At 72.3% G+C, this 18,433-nt stretch carries 13 protein-coding genes and 1 pseudogene; 13 read left to right on the top strand and 1 reads right to left on the bottom strand.

The genetic code is table 11. The features are described 5' to 3' along the window. The 5 genes and pseudogenes from GA0115233_RS25370 to GA0115233_RS25350 form a co-directional block, all read left to right on the top strand. Positions 1-394 (top strand): type II secretion system F family protein (locus tag GA0115233_RS25370; RefSeq protein ID WP_176711932.1); only part of this gene is annotated, 394 nt, incomplete at its 5' end. After that, positions 391-1,173, top strand: a complete 783-nt coding sequence (locus tag GA0115233_RS25365) for a type II secretion system F family protein (RefSeq protein ID WP_093722606.1) — start codon at positions 391-393, stop codon at positions 1,171-1,173. The genes GA0115233_RS25370 and GA0115233_RS25365, both read left to right, overlap by 4 nt. A gap of 67 nt (positions 1,174-1,240) precedes the next feature. Continuing rightward, positions 1,241-1,459, top strand: a complete 219-nt coding sequence (locus GA0115233_RS25360; protein ID WP_093722611.1) for a DUF4244 domain-containing protein — start codon at positions 1,241-1,243, stop codon at positions 1,457-1,459. Then, positions 1,446-1,874, top strand: coding sequence for a TadE family type IV pilus minor pilin (locus GA0115233_RS25355; protein WP_093722605.1), 429 nt, complete (start codon positions 1,446-1,448; stop codon positions 1,872-1,874). Before GA0115233_RS25360 ends, GA0115233_RS25355 begins: the two co-directional genes overlap by 14 nt. Before the next feature lie 110 nt (positions 1,875-1,984). Next, positions 1,985-2,263: pseudogene (locus GA0115233_RS25350) on the top strand (Rv3654c family TadE-like protein); the annotation flags it as partial. Here the strand turns inward: GA0115233_RS25350 and GA0115233_RS25345 are convergent. Beyond that, on the bottom strand, positions 2,241-4,955 hold the full coding sequence (locus GA0115233_RS25345; RefSeq protein ID WP_250748623.1) for a DEAD/DEAH box helicase: 2,715 nt from the start codon (positions 4,953-4,955) through the stop codon (positions 2,241-2,243). The pseudogene GA0115233_RS25350 and the gene GA0115233_RS25345 sit on opposite strands and share 23 nt — an antisense overlap. Positions 4,956-5,037: 82 nt before the next feature. Here GA0115233_RS25345 and bldG point away from each other — a divergent pair, with 82 nt between their 5' ends. The 8 genes from bldG to tmk all read left to right on the top strand — a co-directional run bounded on the left by bldG (position 5,038) and on the right by tmk (position 18,359). Beyond that, a complete protein-coding gene (gene bldG, locus GA0115233_RS25340; RefSeq protein WP_003975386.1) occupies positions 5,038-5,379 on the top strand; it encodes an anti-sigma factor antagonist BldG in 342 nt (113 codons plus the stop codon). A 112-nt stretch (positions 5,380-5,491) separates the two neighbouring features. After that, complete coding sequence (locus GA0115233_RS25335) at positions 5,492-5,923, top strand: ATP-binding protein (RefSeq protein ID WP_093722604.1); 432 nt, start codon at positions 5,492-5,494, stop codon at positions 5,921-5,923. A 415-nt stretch (positions 5,924-6,338) separates the two neighbouring features. Further along, on the top strand, positions 6,339-8,753 hold the full coding sequence (locus GA0115233_RS25330; RefSeq protein ID WP_093722603.1) for a sodium-translocating pyrophosphatase: 2,415 nt from the start codon (positions 6,339-6,341) through the stop codon (positions 8,751-8,753). Between the two features lie 198 nt (positions 8,754-8,951). Continuing rightward, positions 8,952-9,542 carry a small secreted protein gene (locus GA0115233_RS25325; RefSeq protein WP_093722602.1) on the top strand — a complete coding sequence of 197 codons (591 nt, stop codon included), beginning with the start codon at positions 8,952-8,954 and terminating at the stop codon, positions 9,540-9,542. Between the two features lie 46 nt (positions 9,543-9,588). Then, the gene (locus GA0115233_RS25320) at positions 9,589-11,106 is read left to right on the top strand and encodes a DUF7059 domain-containing protein (RefSeq protein WP_093722601.1); all 1,518 of its coding nucleotides are present in this window, start codon (positions 9,589-9,591) and stop codon (positions 11,104-11,106) included. A gap of 552 nt (positions 11,107-11,658) precedes the next feature. Then, positions 11,659-11,856: a hypothetical protein gene (locus GA0115233_RS25315; RefSeq protein WP_093722600.1), complete on the top strand. Its 198-nt coding sequence runs from the start codon at positions 11,659-11,661 to the stop codon at positions 11,854-11,856. A 246-nt stretch (positions 11,857-12,102) separates the two neighbouring features. Beyond that, complete coding sequence (gene topA / locus GA0115233_RS25310; protein WP_093722599.1) at positions 12,103-14,925, top strand: type I DNA topoisomerase; 2,823 nt, start codon at positions 12,103-12,105, stop codon at positions 14,923-14,925. A 125-nt stretch (positions 14,926-15,050) separates the two neighbouring features. After that, a complete protein-coding gene (gene tmk, locus GA0115233_RS25305; RefSeq protein ID WP_093722598.1) occupies positions 15,051-18,359 on the top strand; it encodes a dTMP kinase in 3,309 nt (1,102 codons plus the stop codon). Positions 18,360-18,433: the final 74 nt, after the last annotated feature.

The raw sequence follows: 18,433 nt of genomic DNA, 5'->3' as shown, positions 1-18,433 counted from the left end.
GCGGTTCGGCGGGGACGTGCCCGGCGCCCTCGCGGCGGCGGCGCGGCAACCCGGTGCCGAAGGACTGCGGGGACTCGCCGCGTGCTGGCGGGTGGCTGTGGACCAGGGGGCCGGTCTCGCGGACGGACTCGACCGGCTCGAAGCGGCGTTGCGGGCCGAACGGGACCAACGGGCCGATCTGCGGGCGCAGTTGGCGGGGGCGAAGTCCACGGCGCTGATGCTCGCCGGACTGCCGGTGCTGGGGCTGCTCCTGGGCGCGGTCATGGGCGCCGATCCCTTGCGGGTGCTGCTGCACACCGGAGCCGGGCTCGGGTGCCTGGTGGCCGGCGGGGTGCTGGAGGGGCTGGGCGTGTGGTGGGCGCTGCGGATCGTGCGCGGGGCGGAGGCGGTGTGAGTACGGAAGTTGTCCACAGGCTGGGGGTAGTCGTGGGGATCGGGCTGGGGCTGGGCTGGCTCGTGCGGTGGGTCGGGGCCGTGCGGAGGGAGCGCAGGGCGCGGCGGCGGCTCACGGAGCTGCTGGTCGGGGTGAGGGCGGTGGCCGCGCCCGGGGTCGACGTGGGCGCGGTGGTGCGGCGGTGGGCGCCCGTTGTGGCGGTGGGGTGTGCCGGGTGGGTGCTCGTCGGGGGCCTCGCGGGGGTCGTGGCCGGGCTGGTGGGCGCTGTCGGCCTGCATCGGTGGCGGGGGCGCCGGGGCGCGGCCGAGGAGGCGGGGTACGACGCCGCCGAGGCGGCCCGGCAACTTCCGCTCGCCGCGGATCTGCTGGCGGCCTGCATCGCCGCCGGTGCGGGGCCCGTGGTCGCGGCGCAGGCCGTGGGCGAGGCGCTCGGCGGTCCGGTGGGCGACGGGCTGGCCCGGGGAGCCGCCGAGGTGCGGCTGGGCGGGGAACCGGGGGACGCCTGGCGGAAGTTGGCCGCGCTGCCCGGTGCCGGAGGGCTCGCGCGGTTGCTGGAGCGGGCCGATGTGTCGGGGCTTCCGGCGGCCGGACCGGTCGCCCGGCTCGCCGCCGACGCCCGTGCCGGGTGGGCGCGGGCCGCCACGGCCCGGGCACGCAGGGCGGCGGTGCTGGTCACGGCGCCGGTGGGGCTGTGCTTCCTGCCCGCCTTCATCGCGGTGGGCGTGCTGCCGGTCGTGATCGGGCTGGCCGGTGAGGCGCTGGGAGGGGGTGGTGGATGAGCGGGGTTCGGCACTGACAGGTCGTAGTCGGTCGTAGTCAATGGAACTGATCCTTACGGGGGTTGTGATGAAGAAGGCAGTACTCAGCAGGGCAGCGCGCGTCGTTCGGGCGCGGATGCGGGCGCTCGTCGCCCGGCGGGACTCGGGGATGGTGACCTCCGAGTACGCGATGGGGATCATCGCGGCGGTGGCGTTCGCCGTGGTGCTCTACAAGGTCGTCACCAGCGGGCAGGTCAGCGCGGAGCTGCAGGCCATCGTGAAGCGGGCCCTCAGTGCGCGGATGTGAGGGGCGTCGGGCCGACCGGGGGTTCGTGACGGCGGAGACGGCCCTGGTGCTGCCTGTGCTGGTCATGTTCACGATGGCGCTGGTGTGGGGGCTGCTGGTGGTCGCCGCCCAGATCCAGTGCGTGGACGCGGCCCGCACGGGCGCCCGCGCCGCGGCCCGCCAGGACCCGCCCGACCAGGTCGTCGCGGTGACCCGCGAGGCGGCGCCGTCCGGCGCGGAGATCACTGTCAGCCGGTCCGAGGGCCTGGTCCGGGTGCGGGTCGTGGCCGAGCCTCCGGTGCTCGGGGGACTGCCGTTCGAGGTACGGGAGGAGGCGGTGGCGGTGGTGGAGGAGGCGCGGGCGGCCGGGGATGGGCTGGGCCAGGTGCCGGCGTCCGCGCCGGCAGCCGGGGCGAGGGCCGGGAGGTTGCCGTGACCGGCACGGGGCGCCGCCTCACGCCCGGCGCCGCTGCGGGCAGGGCGCCTTCGGCTCCGCCCCGCCCCTGCGACGACCGCGGCTCCGCCACCGCATGGACCGTCTGCGCCGTGGCCGTCCTCTGCGTGGTCTTCGGAGTGGTGCTCGCCCTCGGGCAGGCGGTGGTCGCCCGGCACCGGGCGGCGGGCGGCGCCGATCTCGCCGCGCTCGCGGCGGCGGACCACTGGACGCAGGGCGCGACGGCGGCCTGCGCCCGCGCGGAGGAGGTGGCCCGAGCCCAGGGCACCCGGCTCGTGCGGTGCGCCCTCGTCGGGGACGTGTCGGACGTGACGGCGGCGGCGGGCCGGGGACCGTTCGCGGCGGAGGTCAGGGCGCGGGCGGGTCCCCCGGACGGCCTACCGGCGCCCCAGGAATATCCGACGGCGGGTCCGGTGTCCCGGCAGGGCCTGATGGTGGGTCCGGTGTCCCGGCAGGGCCTGATGGCGGGTCCGGTGTCCCGGCAGGGCCTGATGGCTGGTCCGGCGTTCCAGAAGGACCCGTCGGCGGGGCTGGCATCCCGGCAGGACCTGACTTCGGCTCCGGCGCCCCGGCAGGACCCGGACCCGGCGGCCGCTCCGACACCCCCGGAGGATCCGCCGGCGCCCCCCGCAGCAGTTCCGTGAGGAGGCGTACCGCGCCTCTCTTGTGGAGGGGGTCGTTGCCGTTGCCGCACTTGGGGGACTGGATGCAGGACGGGCAGCCGGAGTCGCACTCGCAGGAGGCGATGGCCTCCCGAGTGGCGGTGAGCCAGGCGCGGGCGGTGTGGAAGGCGCGCTCCGCGAAGCCCGCGCCGCCGGGGTGGCCGTCGTAGACGAAGACCGTCGGCAGGAGCGTGTCGGGGTGCAGCGGGACCGAGACGCCGCCGATGTCCCAGCGGTCGCAGGTGGCGAAGAGGGGCAGCAGGCCGATCGAGGCGTGCTCGGCGGCGTGCAGGGCGCCGCCGAGGATCTCCGGGTTGATCCGGGCCGCGTCGAGCTGGTCCTCGGTGACCGTCCACCACACCGCGCGGGTGCGCAGCGTACGAGGAGGGAGGTCGAGTTTCGTCTCGCCCAGGACCTCGCCGGTGATCAGCCGGCGGCGCAGGAAGGAGACCACTTGGTTGGTGACCTCGACGGAGCCGTAGCACAGGCGGCCGTCGCCCCACGGGATCTCGGTGTCCGTCTCCAGGACGGCGATGGAGGTGGTGTCGCGGGCGACCGTGGAGTACGAGGGGCTGGCCTGCTCGACCAGGGCCACGGAGTCCTCCAGGTCCAGGGAGCGCACCAGATAGGTGCGGCCCTGGTGGAGGTGGACCGCGCCCTCGTGGACGGTGGTGTGCGCGGCGCCCGCGTCGACCGTGCCGAGCAGACGGCCCGTACCGGCCTCGACGACCTGGACCGGGCGTCCCCCGCCGCCCCGGATGTCGGTGAGGTCGGCGGCCCGTTCCCGGCGTGTCCAGTGCCAGGCCTTGGTGCGGCGGCGCAGCAGCTTCGCCGCCTCCAGCTGCGGGAGCAGTTCCGCGCAGGCGGGGCCGAAGAGGTCCAGGTCCTCCTCGGTCAGGGGCAGCTCCTCCGCCGCCGCGCACAGGTGCGGGGCGAGGACGTAGGGGTTGTCGGGGTCGAGGACCGTGGATTCGACGGGCTGGTCGAACAAGGCCTCGGGGTGGTGGACGAGGAAGGTGTCCAGGGGGTCGTCGCGGGCGACCAGGACGGCGAGCGCGCCCTGCCCGGAGCGGCCGGCCCGGCCCGCCTGCTGCCACAGGGAGGCGCGAGTGCCCGGATATCCGGCGATCACCACCGCGTCCAGGCCGGAGACGTCGATGCCGAGTTCCAGGGCGGTGGTGGCGGACAGGCCGAGGAGTTCGCCGGAGTGCAGGGCCTGTTCCAGGGCGCGCCGTTCCTCGGGGAGGTAGCCGCCGCGGTAGGCGGCGACCCGGCGGGCGAGGGAGCGGTCGACCTCGGCGAGCCGTTCCTGGGCGATCACCGAGATCAGTTCGGCGCCGCGCCGGGACCGTACGAAGGCGACCGAGCGTACGCCCTGCACGGCGAGGTCGGTCAGCAGGTCGGCGGTCTCGGCAGTGGCGGTACGTCGTACGGGGGCGCCCTTCTCGCCCTGGAGTTCGGTGAGCGGGGGCTCCCAGAGGGCGAACACCAGTTCACCGCGCGGTGAGGCGTCGTCGGCCACCTCGACGACCGGCAGGCCGGTCAGACGGCGGGCGGCCACCGCGGGCTCGGCGGCGGTCGCGGACGCCAGCAGGAAGACCGGGGAGGCGCCGTAGCGGGCGCACAGACGGCGCAGTCGGCGCAGTACCTGGGCGACGTGCGAGCCGAAGACGCCGCGGTAGGTGTGGCACTCGTCGACGACGACGTACTTCAGGGCCTTGAGGAAGGAGGACCAGCGGGAGTGGGAGGGCAGGACGCCGCGGTGCAGCATGTCCGGGTTGGTCAGGACGTAGTTGGCGTACTGGCGGATCCACTCGCGTTCCTCGAACGGCGTGTCGCCGTCGTACACCGCCGGCCGGACAGAATGGCCGAGAGGTTGTGAAAGTTCCTTCACCGATCGGCACTGGTCTGCCGCGAGGGCCTTCGTCGGCGCCAGGTAGAGCGCGGTGGCGCCGCGGCCGTTGGGGGCCTCGGAGCCGTCAAGGAGGGCGGAGAGCACGGGCATCAGGTAGGCGAGCGACTTGCCCGAGGCGGTGCCGGTGGCGACCACCACCGACTCGCCGTCCAGGGCGTGCTCGGCGGCCCGTGCCTGGTGGGCCCAGGGGTGTTCGACCCCGGCGGCCTGGACGGCGGCGATGACCTCGGCGCGGATCCGGTCGGGCCAGACGGCATGGCGACCCTCGCGCGGGGGCACATGCTCCGTATGAGTGATGCGCGAAGCCCGGTTCGGCCCGGAGGCGAGCCGGCCCAGCACCGTGCCCGGGTCCACCCGGGAAACGGGGTCCGTCAGGGATCGAAAGGATCGGTGATTCTCGGCCATCGGCACCGAGTGTGTCACTGGCGTGACGGACAATGGGACCAAGGCGTCGTGCACGCCCGCCGGTAAGTGATTGAATGCCATCGCGGCTGGCGAACCGTCCTGGGGGCTGCAAGCCGAGGTGTCCCGAGGGACGACCGCTCGATAGCAAGGTGCTGGAGGATCCGTGGACCTGTCCCTGTCGACCCGTACCGTCGGCGATCGTACGGTCGTCGAGGTCGGTGGCGAAATCGACGTATATACCGCGCCCAAGCTGCGCGAGCAGCTGGTCGAGCTGGTGAACGACGGGAGTTTCCACCTCGTCGTCGACATGGAGGGCGTGGACTTCCTCGACTCCACCGGGCTCGGCGTCCTGGTCGGCGGACTGAAGCGGGTGCGTGCCCATGAGGGCTCGCTGCGCCTGGTCTGCAACCAGGAGCGCATTCTGAAGATCTTCCGTATCACCGGCCTCACCAAGGTGTTCCCGATCCACACCTCGGTCGAGGAAGCGGTGGCGGCCACCGACTGATCTCCGCTCCGGGGCGCTCTCGGCCCCGGGACGGACGACGTTCCAGAAGGGGGACCGGGCGCTCGGCGGCCCGGTCCTCCGGACAGCACGCCCGTAGTTGCGAGGGGGATGCATGGCCACCGTTGAACTCCGCTTCAGTGCGCTGCCCGAGCACGTCAGGACCGCACGACTGGTCGCGGCGGCGGTGGCGCGCAGGGCCGGAGTGGACGAGGCCGTCCTCGACGAGGTGCGTCTCGCGGTCGGTGAGGCGTGCTCCCGGGCTGTGGGACTGCATCAGCTCGGCGGGGTCTCGGCACCGGTGAAGGTGGTGCTGATCGAGGAGGAGAAGCAGTTCTCCATCGAGGTCGGCGACGAGGCACCGCGCTCCGCCCCGGGCGACCGGGCGCCGGGCGCGGCGGGCGACGACGCCGAGACCGAGGAGGACGAGATGGGCCTCGCGGTCATCAGCGGCCTCGTCGACGACGTGGAGGTCACCGCCGGGGAGCACGGCGGGCTGATCCGTATGACCTGGCCGACCACTCCGGCGGTCGCGGAGCTTCCCTGACGCCCCGACCGGACATCCTGAGCTGACGTCCCGACCGGACATCCCGAGCTGACGTCCCGACGGGGCGTCCCGAGCGGACGCCCTGAGAGGACCTCGCGGGGTCGCCCGGGCCCCGCCCGACCCCCGCTTTTCAGACCTGATCACCCGAAGGGCCCTACCCAGGTAGGGCCCTTTCGCTATTTCGTGAATTTCTTCACGATCAATCTCCCGATAATTCGATCAAGTTCCCGCCGAGGTCAATGCGGGTGTCAATGCTTTTGAGGCATTACCTCTTTCGGGTTCCATGGTTGAGGGGCGATCATTTGCTGAAGAGCAGGTGAAGACCAATTTCGTTTACCGCGCACTGTTTTGATCAGGTTCCGGTACCTACAATCCGTCCACATCTTGAGCTCAGCCCAAGCGTCAAGGAGGACGAATGGCGGGGCTTTCTACCCCTCATCAGTTGGATCACCCCACAACCCTCGCAGCCGCAGTCCTGACCGACGGCAACCGCGCCATGGTGATCGTCATCGGCCTCGTGGCCCTGGCGGCGCTGGTGGTCGCCGGTGTCCTGGTGCGTCAGGTGCTCGCGGCGGACGAGGGCACGGACAGCATGAAGAAGATCGCGGCGGCGGTCCAGGAAGGCGCCAATGCCTATCTGGCCCGGCAGTTGCGCACGCTCGGTGTATTCGCCGTGGTCGTCTTCTTCCTGCTCATGCTGCTGCCCGCGGACGACTGGAATCAGCGCATCGGCCGATCAGTGTTCTTCTTGATCGGCGCCGCGTTCTCGGCGGCCACCGGTTATATCGGCATGTGGCTCGCCGTGCGCAGCAATGTGCGCGTCGCCGCCGCGGCCAGGGAAGCGACCCCGGCGGAAGGTGAGCCGGAAAAGGATCTCACCACCGTCTCGCACAAAGCCATGAAGATCGCTTTCCGTACGGGCGGCGTGGTCGGCATGTTCACAGTGGGGCTCGGTCTGCTGGGCGCCTCCTGTGTGGTGCTGGTGTACGCGGCCGACGCGCCGAAGGTGCTGGAGGGCTTCGGTCTCGGGGCCGCTCTCATCGCCATGTTCATGCGTGTCGGAGGCGGCATCTTCACCAAGGCCGCCGACGTCGGCGCCGACCTGGTCGGCAAGGTCGAGCAGGGCATTCCGGAGGACGACCCGCGCAATGCCGCGACCATCGCCGACAACGTGGGCGACAACGTCGGCGACTGCGCGGGCATGGCGGCCGACCTCTTCGAGTCCTACGCGGTGACCCTGGTCGCCGCGCTCATCCTGGGCAAGGTGGCGTTCGGCGACGCCGGACTCGCCTTCCCGCTCCTGGTCCCCGCGATCGGCGTGATCACGGCCATGATCGGCATCTTCGCCGTGGCCCCGCGGCGCAGCGACCGCAGCGGGATGACGGCGATCAACCGCGGCTTCTTCATCTCCGCGGTGATCTCGCTGGTCCTGGTGGCCATCGCGGTCTTCACCTACCTGCCCTCGACCTACGCCGACCTCGACGGGGTCACCGACGAGGCGATCCTGGGCAAGAGCGGCGACCCGCGGATCCTCGCCGTCGTCGCCGTGGCGATCGGCATCGTGCTGGCGGCTGTGATCCAGCAGCTGACCGGCTACTTCACCGAGACCGACCGGCGACCGGTCCGCGACATCGGCAAGAGCTCGCTGACCGGCCCGGCCACCGTCGTCCTGGCCGGTATTTCCGTCGGCCTGGAATCGGCCGTCTACACCGCCCTGCTGATCGGCCTCGGCGTCTACGGGGCCTTCCTGCTCGGCGGTACGTCGATCATGCTCGCGCTGTTCGCGGTGGCGCTGGCCGGTACCGGTCTGCTCACCACGGTCGGTGTGATCGTCGCGATGGACACCTTCGGGCCGGTCTCCGACAACGCCCAGGGCATCGCCGAGATGTCCGGCGACGTCGAGGGCGCGGGCGCCCAGGTGCTCACCGACCTGGACGCGGTCGGCAACACCACCAAGGCCATCACCAAGGGCATCGCCATCGCCACCGCCGTACTCGCGGCGTCGGCGCTCTTCGGCTCGTACCGTGACGCCATCACCACCGGCGCCGCGGAGGTGGGCGAGAAGCTCTCCGGCGACGACGCCCCGCTGAGCCTGATGATGGACATCTCGCAGCCCAACAACCTCGTCGGCCTGATCGCCGGCGCGGCGGTCGTCTTCCTCTTCTCCGGACTCGCCATCAACGCCGTCTCGCGGTCGGCCGGTTCGGTGGTCTACGAGGTACGGCGGCAGTTCCGCGAGAAGCCCGGGATCATGGACTACAGCGAGAAGCCGGAGTACGGCAAGGTCGTCGACATCTGCACCCGGGACGCGCTCAGAGAGCTGGCCACCCCCGGTCTGCTCGCGGTCATGGCCCCGATCTTCATCGGGTTCACGCTCGGGGTCGGCGCGCTCGGCGCGTTCCTGGCCGGCGCGATCGGCGCGGGCACGCTGATGGCGGTGTTCCTCGCCAATTCCGGCGGCTCCTGGGACAACGCCAAGAAGCTGGTCGAGGACGGCCACCACGGCGGCAAGGGCAGCGAGGCCCACGCCGCCACGGTGATCGGCGACACCGTGGGCGACCCCTTCAAGGACACCGCGGGTCCCGCGATCAACCCGCTGCTGAAGGTGATGAACCTGGTGGCACTGCTGATCGCGCCCGCGGTGATCGACTTCTCGTACGGCGACGACAAGAACATCGGTGCCCGCGTGCTGATCGCGGTGCTGGCGTTCCTGGTGATCGCCAGTGCCGTGTACGTGTCCAAGCGGCGCGGGATCGCGATGGGTGACGAGGGCGACGCCGAAAGGTCGGCCAACTCACCCGATACGGCGGTGGTTTCGCCGACCTCCTGACGGGGCTCCGACGAGGCCGCAGCTCAAGGGGCGGGCGGTCGGCGCGCATTGACGCGCCGGCCGCCCGCTCCTTGTCTGTTCACGCCCCCTGCCGTGAGGCTTCTCTCCCGTGGGGCAAATGCGTGCGTAACCGCTCATATCGGTCATCCGGTATGCGGTCGTACGCCATCCGGCGTGTATGTTCCGGGGCCGAGAGCCATGGAAGGGACCAATCCGGTGAACAAGAAGCTCGTGGCCGCACTGTCCGGCGGTGCGGTACTGGTACTGGCGCTGTCGGGCTGCAGCAGCGACGACGGCAACGACAAGCTGGATGCCTGGGCGAAGCAGGTCTGCGACGACGTGAAGCCGCAGGCGAAGAAGATCGCGTCGGCCAACGACGCGATCCAGAAGGAGACCTCGGACAACAGCACGCCGGAAGAGGTCCAGAAGACCGACTCCCAGGCGTTCCAGGACATGTCCGATGCCTACAAGGCAATCGGCACGGCCGTGAAGAAGGCGGGGGCGCCGGACGTCGAGGACGGCGCGAAGAAGCAGCAGGACGCGGTCAAGGAGCTCAACGGCATCTCCGCCTCCTACGCCGACCTGAAGAAGCAGATCGACGACCTCGACACCAAGGACCAGGGCAAGTTCGCCAAGGGTCTGAAGGACATCGCCGCCGAGCTGAACAAGCTGAGCACCAGCGGCAGCAACGCCCTCAAGACGCTGGAGGAGGGCGACGTCGGCCAGGCCATGGCCAAGCAGTCCAGCTGCAAGTCCTCCACCGGCGCGGCGACCGCCGCGGCCGGCTGAGTCCGAGGGGCCGCGTGGGGGCGGCGGCGCGGGTCACAATGGGGGCGTGAGTACCTCCAGGCTGCCCGCACTGCCCGCCTCCGACCGCCCCGATGTCGCCGCCCGCCTGCGGGACGCGCTGCTCGGGGCCTCCTTCACCGCCGACGGGCTGCTCGAACTGCTCGGCGCCCCCGCGTACGCCGCGCTCGCCCGCAGCGAGACCGTGCCCGCGCTCCGGGCCACCCGCGGCGACACACCGCTGGAGACCGTCGTACGGCTCTTTCTGCTCCAGCAGCCGGTGCCGCACGCGCGCGTGGCGGACGTTCTGCCCGTCGAGGAGTGCCTGGAGACCGGGTGGCTGACCCGCGCGGGCGACGACGAACTGGCCGCGGCCGTGGACGTACGGCCCTACGGCGGCCCCGGCGGCGAGGACTGGTTCATCGTGTCCGACCTGGGCTGCGCCGTCGGCGGCGCGGGCGGGATCGGCGTCAGGGACGAGGGTGTGGTGCTCGGTGTCGGCGGGGCCTCCACGACCCTCGCCGGCATCACCGTCCGTACGCCCGTCTCCACCGCCCTGGACATCGGCACCGGCTCCGGCATCCAGGCGCTGCACGCCGCGCAGCACGCCACGCGCGTGACGGCGACCGACCTCAACCCCCGCGCGCTGCACATCACCGCGCTCACCCTCGCGCTGTCCGGGGCCCCGGCCGCCGACCTGCGCGAGGGCTCGCTGTTCGAGCCCGTACGGGAGGGCGAGAAGTTCGACCTGATCGTCTCCAACCCGCCCTTCGTGATCTCGCCGGGCGCCCGGCTGACCTACCGGGACGGCGGGATGGGCGGGGACGATCTGTGCCGCTCGGTCGTTCAGGGGGCGGGGGAGCTGCTCAACGAGGGCGGGTTCGCGCAGTTCCTCGCGAACTGGCAGCACGTGGCGGGGGAGGACTGGCAGGACAGACTCAGGTCATGGGTGCCGCGCGGGTGCGACGCGTGGATCGTCCAGCGCGAGGTGCAGGACACCACGCAGTACGCCGAGCTGTGGCTGCGGGACGCCGGGGACCACCGGGGCGATCCCGCCGAGTACCAGGCGCGCTACGACGCCTGGCTGGACGAGTTCGAGGCGCGCAAGGTCAAGGCCGTCGGCTTCGGCTGGATCACCCTGCGCAGGACGGGCTCCGCCGTGCCCTCGATCACCGTCGAGGAGTGGCCGCACCCGGTCGAGCAGCCGCTCGGCGAGACGGTGCGGGCGCACTTCGACCGGCTCGACTACCTGCGCGCGCACGATGACGCGGCCCTGCTCGAAGGGCACTTCCGGCTCGTCGGGGAGGTCGTGCAGGAGCAGGTCGGGCTGCCCGGCGCCGAGGACCCCGAGCACGTCGTGCTGCGCCAGAACCGCGGGATGCGCCGGGCGACCAAGGTGGACACCGTCGGCGCCGGTTTCGCGGGCGTCTGCGACGGCACGCTGAGCGCCGGACGCATCCTCGACGCCATCGCCCAGCTCGTCGGCGAGGACCCGGTCCTCCTGCGCGACCGCACGCCCGCGCAGATCCGGCTGCTGGTGGAACAGGGGTTCCTGGAACCGGCGTGATCACCACCGGCCTGATCACAACCGTGTGATCGGAACGCGCGTGATCCGAACCTGTGCGAGCCGAACCCGCGTGATCCGGGACCGTACGAGCCGAACCCGCGTGATTCGGGACCGTGCGAGCCGACCCCGCGTGATCCAGGGCCGTGTGATCCGGGACCGCGTGACCCAGGACCGCGTGACCCAGGACCGAGTGACCCAGGACCGAGTGACCCAGGACCGTGTGATCCGGGACCGTGTGATCCCCGGGAACCGAGCGATCAGAACCCGGTGATCACAAAGCGCCGAGCGATCAGCGGAAGATCAATCTCTTTCCGTACGGGCAATTCGCGCTGACCGCGAGAAGTTGACCGGAAACGCACCCGTGCGGCCCGCTCGGATGCCGCTCGGGCGCGGGCGGCCCGCCGGGGCAGCGCGGGCTTTCCCCAGCGCCCAGGAGTGCCCGCCGACGCGCCGCCCGCGCGTTCATCCGGGGTTCGCCCCGCCGTCGCCCGCGCGTGCCAGCCTCACGGGGCCGGGACACGCGCGGAGCGGGGCGAAAGGGGCGATTCGATCATGGAAACCGGGTCGGCGATCTTCTCGGGGGCGGTGTTCGGGCTGTTCGGAGCCGGACTCCTGGCATGGACGGCGGCCCGCGCACGGCACCGCGAACCGGTGGCCCCCGGTGTGAACCCCGTCGCATCGGCGACGCTCGCGGGCCTCGCCGCCCTGATCGCGCTCACTCTCGCCGCATGGTGCTTCACCCGCCTGTGAGAACCGCGCCGGAGCTGGGATTCCGATAATTGGGAGGCGCTCCTCCGGAAAGGCTCGAAAAGGCCGCTGGGCACTCCGGGCGGCAGGAATGGCGGTAGTCGGGTTACCGTTCGAGTGGCCGTTGCGGGCTTTTCCCGTTTGACACGGGGGCGGGATGTACCGTCACACTCCGCAGCGTCACCACCACCCGACCCCGGGAGCAAGGCCGGGGAGGTCACCCAGCGTCGACCGGAGAGAAGAGCGAAGTTGTCCCCGACCAGCGAGACCGCGAAGGGCGGCCGCCGACTCGTCATCGTCGAGTCGCCTGCCAAGGCGAAGACGATCAAGGGCTATCTCGGCCCCGGATACGTTGTCGAGGCGAGCGTCGGGCACATCCGCGACCTCCCCAACGGCGCCGCGGAGGTCCCCGAGAAGTACACCGGCGAGGTGCGCCGCCTCGGGGTGGACGTCGAACACGACTTCGAGCCGATCTACGTCGTCAACGCGGACAAGAAGGCCCAGGTCAAGAAGCTCAAGGACCTGCTGAAGGAGTCGGACGAGCTCTACCTCGCCACCGATGAGGACCGCGAGGGCGAGGCCATCGCCTGGCACCTGCAGGAGGTGCTCAAGCCCAAGGTCCCGGTCAAGCGGATGGTCTTCCACGAGATCACCAAGTCCGCGATCCAGGCCGCCGTCGCCAATCCGCGCCAGCTCAACCAGAAGCTGGTCGACGCCCAGGAGACCCGCCGCATCCTCGACCGCCTCTACGGCTACGAGGTCTCCCCGGTGCTGTGGAAGAAGGTCATGCCGCGGCTGTCGGCGGGCCGCGTCCAGTCCGTGGCGACCCGGCTCGTGGTGGAGCGGGAGCGCGAGCGCATCGCGTTCCGTTCGGCCGAGTACTGGGACCTGACCGGCACCTTCTCGACCGGTCGCGCGGGGGACCCCTCGGACCCGTCGTCGCTGGTCGCCCGCCTCCAGAGCGTCGACGGCAGGCGGGTCGCGCAGGGCCGCGACTTCGACTCCCTGGGACAGCTCAAGAGCGCCAACACCCTCCACCTCGACGAGGCGAACGCCCGCGCGCTGGCCGCCGCCCTGGAGCAGACGCGGTTCGCCGTCCGCTCGGTCGAGTCCAAGCCGTACCGCCGCTCTCCCTACGCCCCCTTCCGTACGACGACCCTCCAGCAGGAGGCGTCCCGCAAGCTGGGCTTCGGGGCCAAGGCGACCATGCAGATCGCCCAGAAGCTGTACGAGAACGGCTACATCACCTACATGCGTACGGACTCCACGACGCTCAGCGACACCGCTGTCGCCGCGGCCCGTGCGCAGGTCACCCAGCTGTACGGCGCCGACTACCTGCCGGACGCGCCGCGCACCTACGCGGGCAAGGTCAAGAACGCGCAGGAGGCGCACGAGGCGATCCGCCCCTCGGGTGATCGTTTCCGCACGCCCGCCGAGACCGGTCTGACCGGCGACCAGTTCAAGCTCTACGAGCTGATCTGGAAGCGCACCGTCGCCTCCCAGATGAAGGACGCGACCGGCAACAGCGTCACCGTGAAGATCGGCGGCACCGCCGCCGACGGCCGGGACGTCGAGTTCACCGCGTCCGGCAAGACGATCACCTTCCACGGCTTCCTCAAGGCCTACGTCGAGGGCGCCGACGACCCGAACGCCGAGCTGGACGACCGCGAGCGCCGGCTCCCGCAGGTCAGCGAGGGCGACGCGCTCGGCGCCGAGGAGATCACGGTCGACGGGCACGCCACCAAGCCCCCGGCCCGCTACACCGAGGCCAGCCTGGTCAAGGAGCTCGAAGAGCGCGAGATCGGCCGCCCGTCGACGTACGCGTCGATCATCGGCACGATCCTCGACCGCGGCTATGTGTTCAAGAAGGGCACGGCCCTGGTGCCGTCCTTCCTGTCCTTCGCCGTGGTCAACCTCCTGGAGAAGCACTTCGGGCGGCTCGTCGACTACGACTTCACCGCCAAGATGGAGGACGACCTCGACCGCATCGCCCGCGGCGAGGCGCAGTCCGTGCCGTGGCTGAAGCGGTTCTACTTCGGCGAGGGTGAGGGCGCGGGCGTCGGCGGCGCCGCCGAGGCCGGCAACGGCGACGGGGACCACCTGGGCGGTCTCAAGGAGCTGGTGACCGACCTGGGCGCGATCGACGCGCGCGAGGTGTCCTCGTTCCCCGTCGGCAACGGCATCGTGCTGCGGGTCGGCCGCTACGGGCCGTACATCGAGCGCGGCGAGAAGGACTCCGAGAACCACCAGCGCGCCGACATCCCCACCGACCTGGCGCCCGACGAGCTGTCCGTCGAGCTGGCCGAGGAACTGCTCGCCAAGCCGAGCGGCGACTTCGAGCTGGGCACCGACCCGGTCACCGGCCACCAGATCGTCGCCAAGGACGGCCGCTACGGCCCGTACGTCACCGAGATCCTGCCCGAGGGCACCCCGAAGACCGGCAAGAACGCCGTGAAGCCGCGGACGGCCTCGCTGTTCAAGTCGATGTCGCTGGACACGGTGACCCTGGAGGACGCGCTCAAGCTGATGTCCCTCCCGCGCGTGGTCGGCACCGACGCCGACGGCCAGGAGATCACCGCGCAGAACGGCCGCTACGGCCCGTACCTGAAGAAGGGCACGGACTCGCGCTCGCTGCAGAGCGAGGAGCAGCTCTTCACGATCACGCTGGAGGAGGCGCAGGCGATCTACGCCCAGCCCAAGCAGCGTGGCCGGGCCGCAGCCAAGCCGCCGCTGAAGGAGCTGGGCACCGACCCGGTCAGCGAGAAGCCGGTCGTGGTCAAGGACGGCCGCTTCGGCCCGTACGTCACCGACGGGGAGACCAACGCGACCCTGCGCTCCGGCGACAGTGTCGAGACGATCACCCCGGAGCGCGGCTTCGAGCTGCTCGCCGAGAAGCGCGCCAAGGGGCCCGCCAAGAAGACGGCGAAGAAGGCCGCGGCGAAGAAGACCACCGCCAAGAAGGCCCCGGCGAAGAAGACGGCCGCCAAGAAGACCGCCGCGAAGAAGACGACGACGGCCAAGAAGACGGCAGCGAAGAAGACGGCCGCAGCGAAGCCGTCGTCGGAGGACTGACGGACCGGCTCCTTCAGGCCCCCGCTTCGCGAAACGAACGCCCCGGCATCACTCTTTGGTGTCGGGGCGGGCGTACGTTCGGGCGCCCGCCCCGGGCTGTCGGCGCCTGCCGATAGGCTGAAAGCATGACGCGTGCCGAGCAGCCAACGGCCCCCCACACGGCCCCCGACGAAGCCCTCGCGGCGGACTCCCGCGAACGCGCCGTCCGTGCGCTGCTGCGCCGACCCCAGCTCAGGCGGTTGTGGAGCGCACAGCTCGTCGGCGGCGTCGGCGACGTACTGGCCTTCCTCGTCCTGGTCCTGCTGGCGCTTCAGGCGGCCATCGCCGAGGGCTCGTTCGGCGGCGGCTACCGGGGCGTGGCGTTCGCAGTGGCGACGGTCTTCGGTACCCGCATCCTGGCGACGCTGCTGTTCGGGGCCGTCCTGCTCGGCCCGCTCACCTCGCTGACCTCCCAGGAGGGCCCGCTCGACCGCCGCTGGACCATGGTCGGCGCGGACGGCGTACGCGCCGCTCTGCTGCTCGTCGCCCCGCTGTGGATCGACTGGACGCCCGAGAACGCGCTCGCGCTGCTCCTGGTGACCGTCTTCCTCACCGGGGTCGCCGAGCGCTTCTGGACGGTCTGCCGGGAGAGCGCGGCGCCCGCGCTGCTGCCCGCCCCGCCCCTGGAGGGCGCGACGGTACGGCCGCTGCCGGACCACATGGATGCGCTGCGCCGCCTGTCGCTGCGCACCGGCTTCCTGGCCATCCCGCTCGGCGCCGCCGCGCTCGTCGTCGCGGCCCTGGGCAACAACCTGCTGGCCACCGGCATCGACTGGTTCGGCGAGCACCAGGCGGCGCTCGCCTCCTACGTCGCCGCCGGACTGTTCGCCGCGTCCCTGTCCGTGGTGACCTTCCTGGAACTGCCCGGCACCCGCACGCCACGCGCGCGTTCCCCGCTGGAGGGCCTGCGCCGCCCCAAGACCGGCACCGGCGTCGACAAGGGCCGCACCGGCGCGATCCCGCTGCTGGTCACGGCCTGCGCGGCCGTCGCGGGCGCGGTGTCGGCCTCCGTCGCAGTGGCGGTGCTGCACGCCAAGGACCTGGGCGGCGGCCCGGTGCTGTACGGCCTGATGGTGCTGGTGCTGACCGGCGGGGTCGTCGTCGGCATCCGTACGGCGCCCAAGGTGCTGGTGTCGCTGTCGCGGCGCCGTCTGCTGGCGCTGGCCATCGCGCTCACCGGTATCGCGCTGCTGGCCGCCGGGCTGGTCCCGGACGTCACCACCGTGCTGCTGGTCCTCGCCCTCGCGGGCGCCGCCGCGGGCATCGCCGCCAACACCGGCCACACCCTGCTGGACCAGGAGACCGAGGACTTCCGCCGCCCGCGCAACACCGAGCATCTGCACGCGGTCGTACGGGTCTTCGTCGGGCTCGGCGCGCTGGTCGCGCCGCTGGTGGCCGCGGGGATCGGCCCGCACCGGCTGGAGAACGGGCGGTTCGTGTTCGCGCACGGCGGTGCCGCGTTCACGCTGATGCTGGTCGGCGCCCTGCTGCTGCCGGTGGCCGCGCTGGTGCTGGCCAAGGTCGACGACCGGTCCGGGGTGCCGCTGCGGCACGATCTGCGCGACGCGCTGCTCGGCGGCGACGACCCCGAGCAGGCGCCCGCCGCGACCGGCTTCTTCATCGCCCTGGAGGGCGGCGACGGCGCGGGCAAGTCCACCCAGGCCGAGGCGCTCGCCGAGTGGATCCGGGGCAAGGGCCACGAGGTCGTCGTGACCCGCGAGCCGGGCGCGACGCCGGTCGGCAAGCGGCTGCGCTCGATCCTGCTGGACGTCTCCAGCGCCGGGCTGTCCCACCGCGCGGAGGCGCTGCTGTACGCGGCGGACCGCGCCGAGCACGTCGACACCGTGGTCCGGCCCGCGCTGGAGCGCGGCGCGGTGGTCATCTCCGACCGTTACATCGACTCCTCGGTGGCCTACCAGGGCGCGGGCCGCGACCTGTCGCCCACCGAGATCGCCCGTATCAACCGCTGGGCCACCAACGGCCTGGTGCCGCATCTGACGGTGCTGCTGGACGTCGACCCGCAGACCGCGCGGGAACGCTTCACCGAGGCGCCGGACCGGCTGGAGTCGGAGCCCGCGGAGTTCCACGCGCGCGTGCGCTCCGGTTTCCTCACCCTGGCCGCCGCCGACCCCGGCCGCTACCTCGTGGTGGACGCGGGCCAGGAGCCCGAGGCCGTCACCACCGTCGTCCGGCACCGGCTCGACCAGGTGCTGCCGCTGTCGGAGCAGGAGATCCGGGAGCAGGAGGAGGCGCGGCGCCGGGCCGAGGAGGAGGCCCGCCGGAAGGCCGAGGAGGAGGCCGCCCGCAAGGCCGAGGAGGAGCGGCTGGAGCGCGAGCGCCAGGAGCAGCTCGCCCGGCTGCGCGCCGAGGAGGAGGAGCGCAAGCGCCGCGAGCTGGAGGAGGCGCAGCGCCGCGAGGCCGAACGGCAGGCGGAGGAGGCCCGGCAGCGCGCCGAGGAGGCCGCCCGCCGCGCGGAGGAGGAGCGTCAGCGGCTCCTGGCCGAGGAGAAGGCCCGCGCGGAGGAGGAGGCCCGCCGCAAGGCCGAGGAGGAACGCCGCCGCAAGCAGGCCGAGGAGGAGGCCCGACTGCGCGCCGAGGCCGAGGCGCGGCGCCTGGAGAAGCAGCGCAAGGCGGAGGAGGCCCTGCTCCGCGCGGAGGAGGCACGCCGGCTCGCCGAGCGTGCGGCCGCCGCGGCGGAGGCGGGGCCCGCGCCCACGGCTCCGGCTCCGGTGGCCGAGCCGCCCGAGGCGCAGACGGTGCCCACGCCGGTGGTGACGGCCGAGGACGCCGCTGCCGCGCGGCGGGGGGATCGGACGACGGTGCTGCGGAAGGTGGAGGAGCGACGGGAGGACCCGTCCGCCTCGTCCGGCACCTCGGAGGCGGAGACGACGGCGGAGCTGCCGCTGCCGCCGACTGCGCCGGGGGCGGTGGATGAGACAGCGGTGCTGCCGCCGGTTGCGCCGGGGGCGGCGGACGAGACGGCGGTGCTGCCGCCGGTTGCGCCGGGTGCCGCGGATGAGACGGCCGTGCTGCCGCCGGTTCCGCCGGGTGCCGCGGACGAGACCGCCGTGCTGCCGCCCGTGGAGCCGGGGGCTGCCGACGAGACCGCGGTGCTGCCTCCGGTACGGGGCGGGAGTCCCGCGGACCGGGTTCCGCCCGGGATCTTCCGCGACGAGGCGCAGCCGGAGCGGGCCGAGGAGCGCACCCGCGAGCTGCCCCAGGTCGACGAGCAGGCCGCCGCCGAGCCGAAGTCCCGCCGTCGCAGGCGGCCCCGCTCGGACTGGGCCGAGGAGACGCCGCTGGACGACCTGCCGTCGCTCGCGGACGAGCTGCTGGGCCCGCGGGAGGACGGCTTCGGCGACGAGGAGCAGGGGCGCGGGCGCGGACGGCGTTGAGCCTTTTCCGACGGCTCGGACGGCGCCGCTGGGTCTTTTTCCGGCAGCTGGGACGGCAGCCCTGACCGGGGCCG

This window comes from Streptomyces sp. DI166 (genome assembly GCF_900091315.1).
GTDB classification, from domain to species: domain Bacteria; phylum Actinomycetota; class Actinomycetes; order Streptomycetales; family Streptomycetaceae; genus Streptomyces; species Streptomyces fuscus.
Note: the sequence above shows the minus strand (reverse complement) of the source record. Positions and strands in the feature narration are given on the sequence as shown.

Coding starts and splice junctions, on each gene's coding strand:
- GA0115233_RS25360 (WP_093722611.1), top strand. CDS start 1,241: ATGAAGAAGGCAGTACTCAGCAGGGCAGCGCGCGTCGTTCGGGCGCGG.
- GA0115233_RS25345 (WP_250748623.1), bottom strand. CDS start 4,955: ATGGCATTCAATCACTTACCGGCGGGCGTGCACGACGCCTTGGTCCCA.
- GA0115233_RS25335 (WP_093722604.1), top strand. CDS start 5,492: ATGGCCACCGTTGAACTCCGCTTCAGTGCGCTGCCCGAGCACGTCAGG.
- GA0115233_RS25330 (WP_093722603.1), top strand. CDS start 6,339: ATGGCGGGGCTTTCTACCCCTCATCAGTTGGATCACCCCACAACCCTC.
- GA0115233_RS25325 (WP_093722602.1), top strand. CDS start 8,952: ATGGAAGGGACCAATCCGGTGAACAAGAAGCTCGTGGCCGCACTGTCC.
- GA0115233_RS25315 (WP_093722600.1), top strand. CDS start 11,659: ATGGAAACCGGGTCGGCGATCTTCTCGGGGGCGGTGTTCGGGCTGTTC.
- tmk (WP_093722598.1), top strand. CDS start 15,051: ATGACGCGTGCCGAGCAGCCAACGGCCCCCCACACGGCCCCCGACGAA.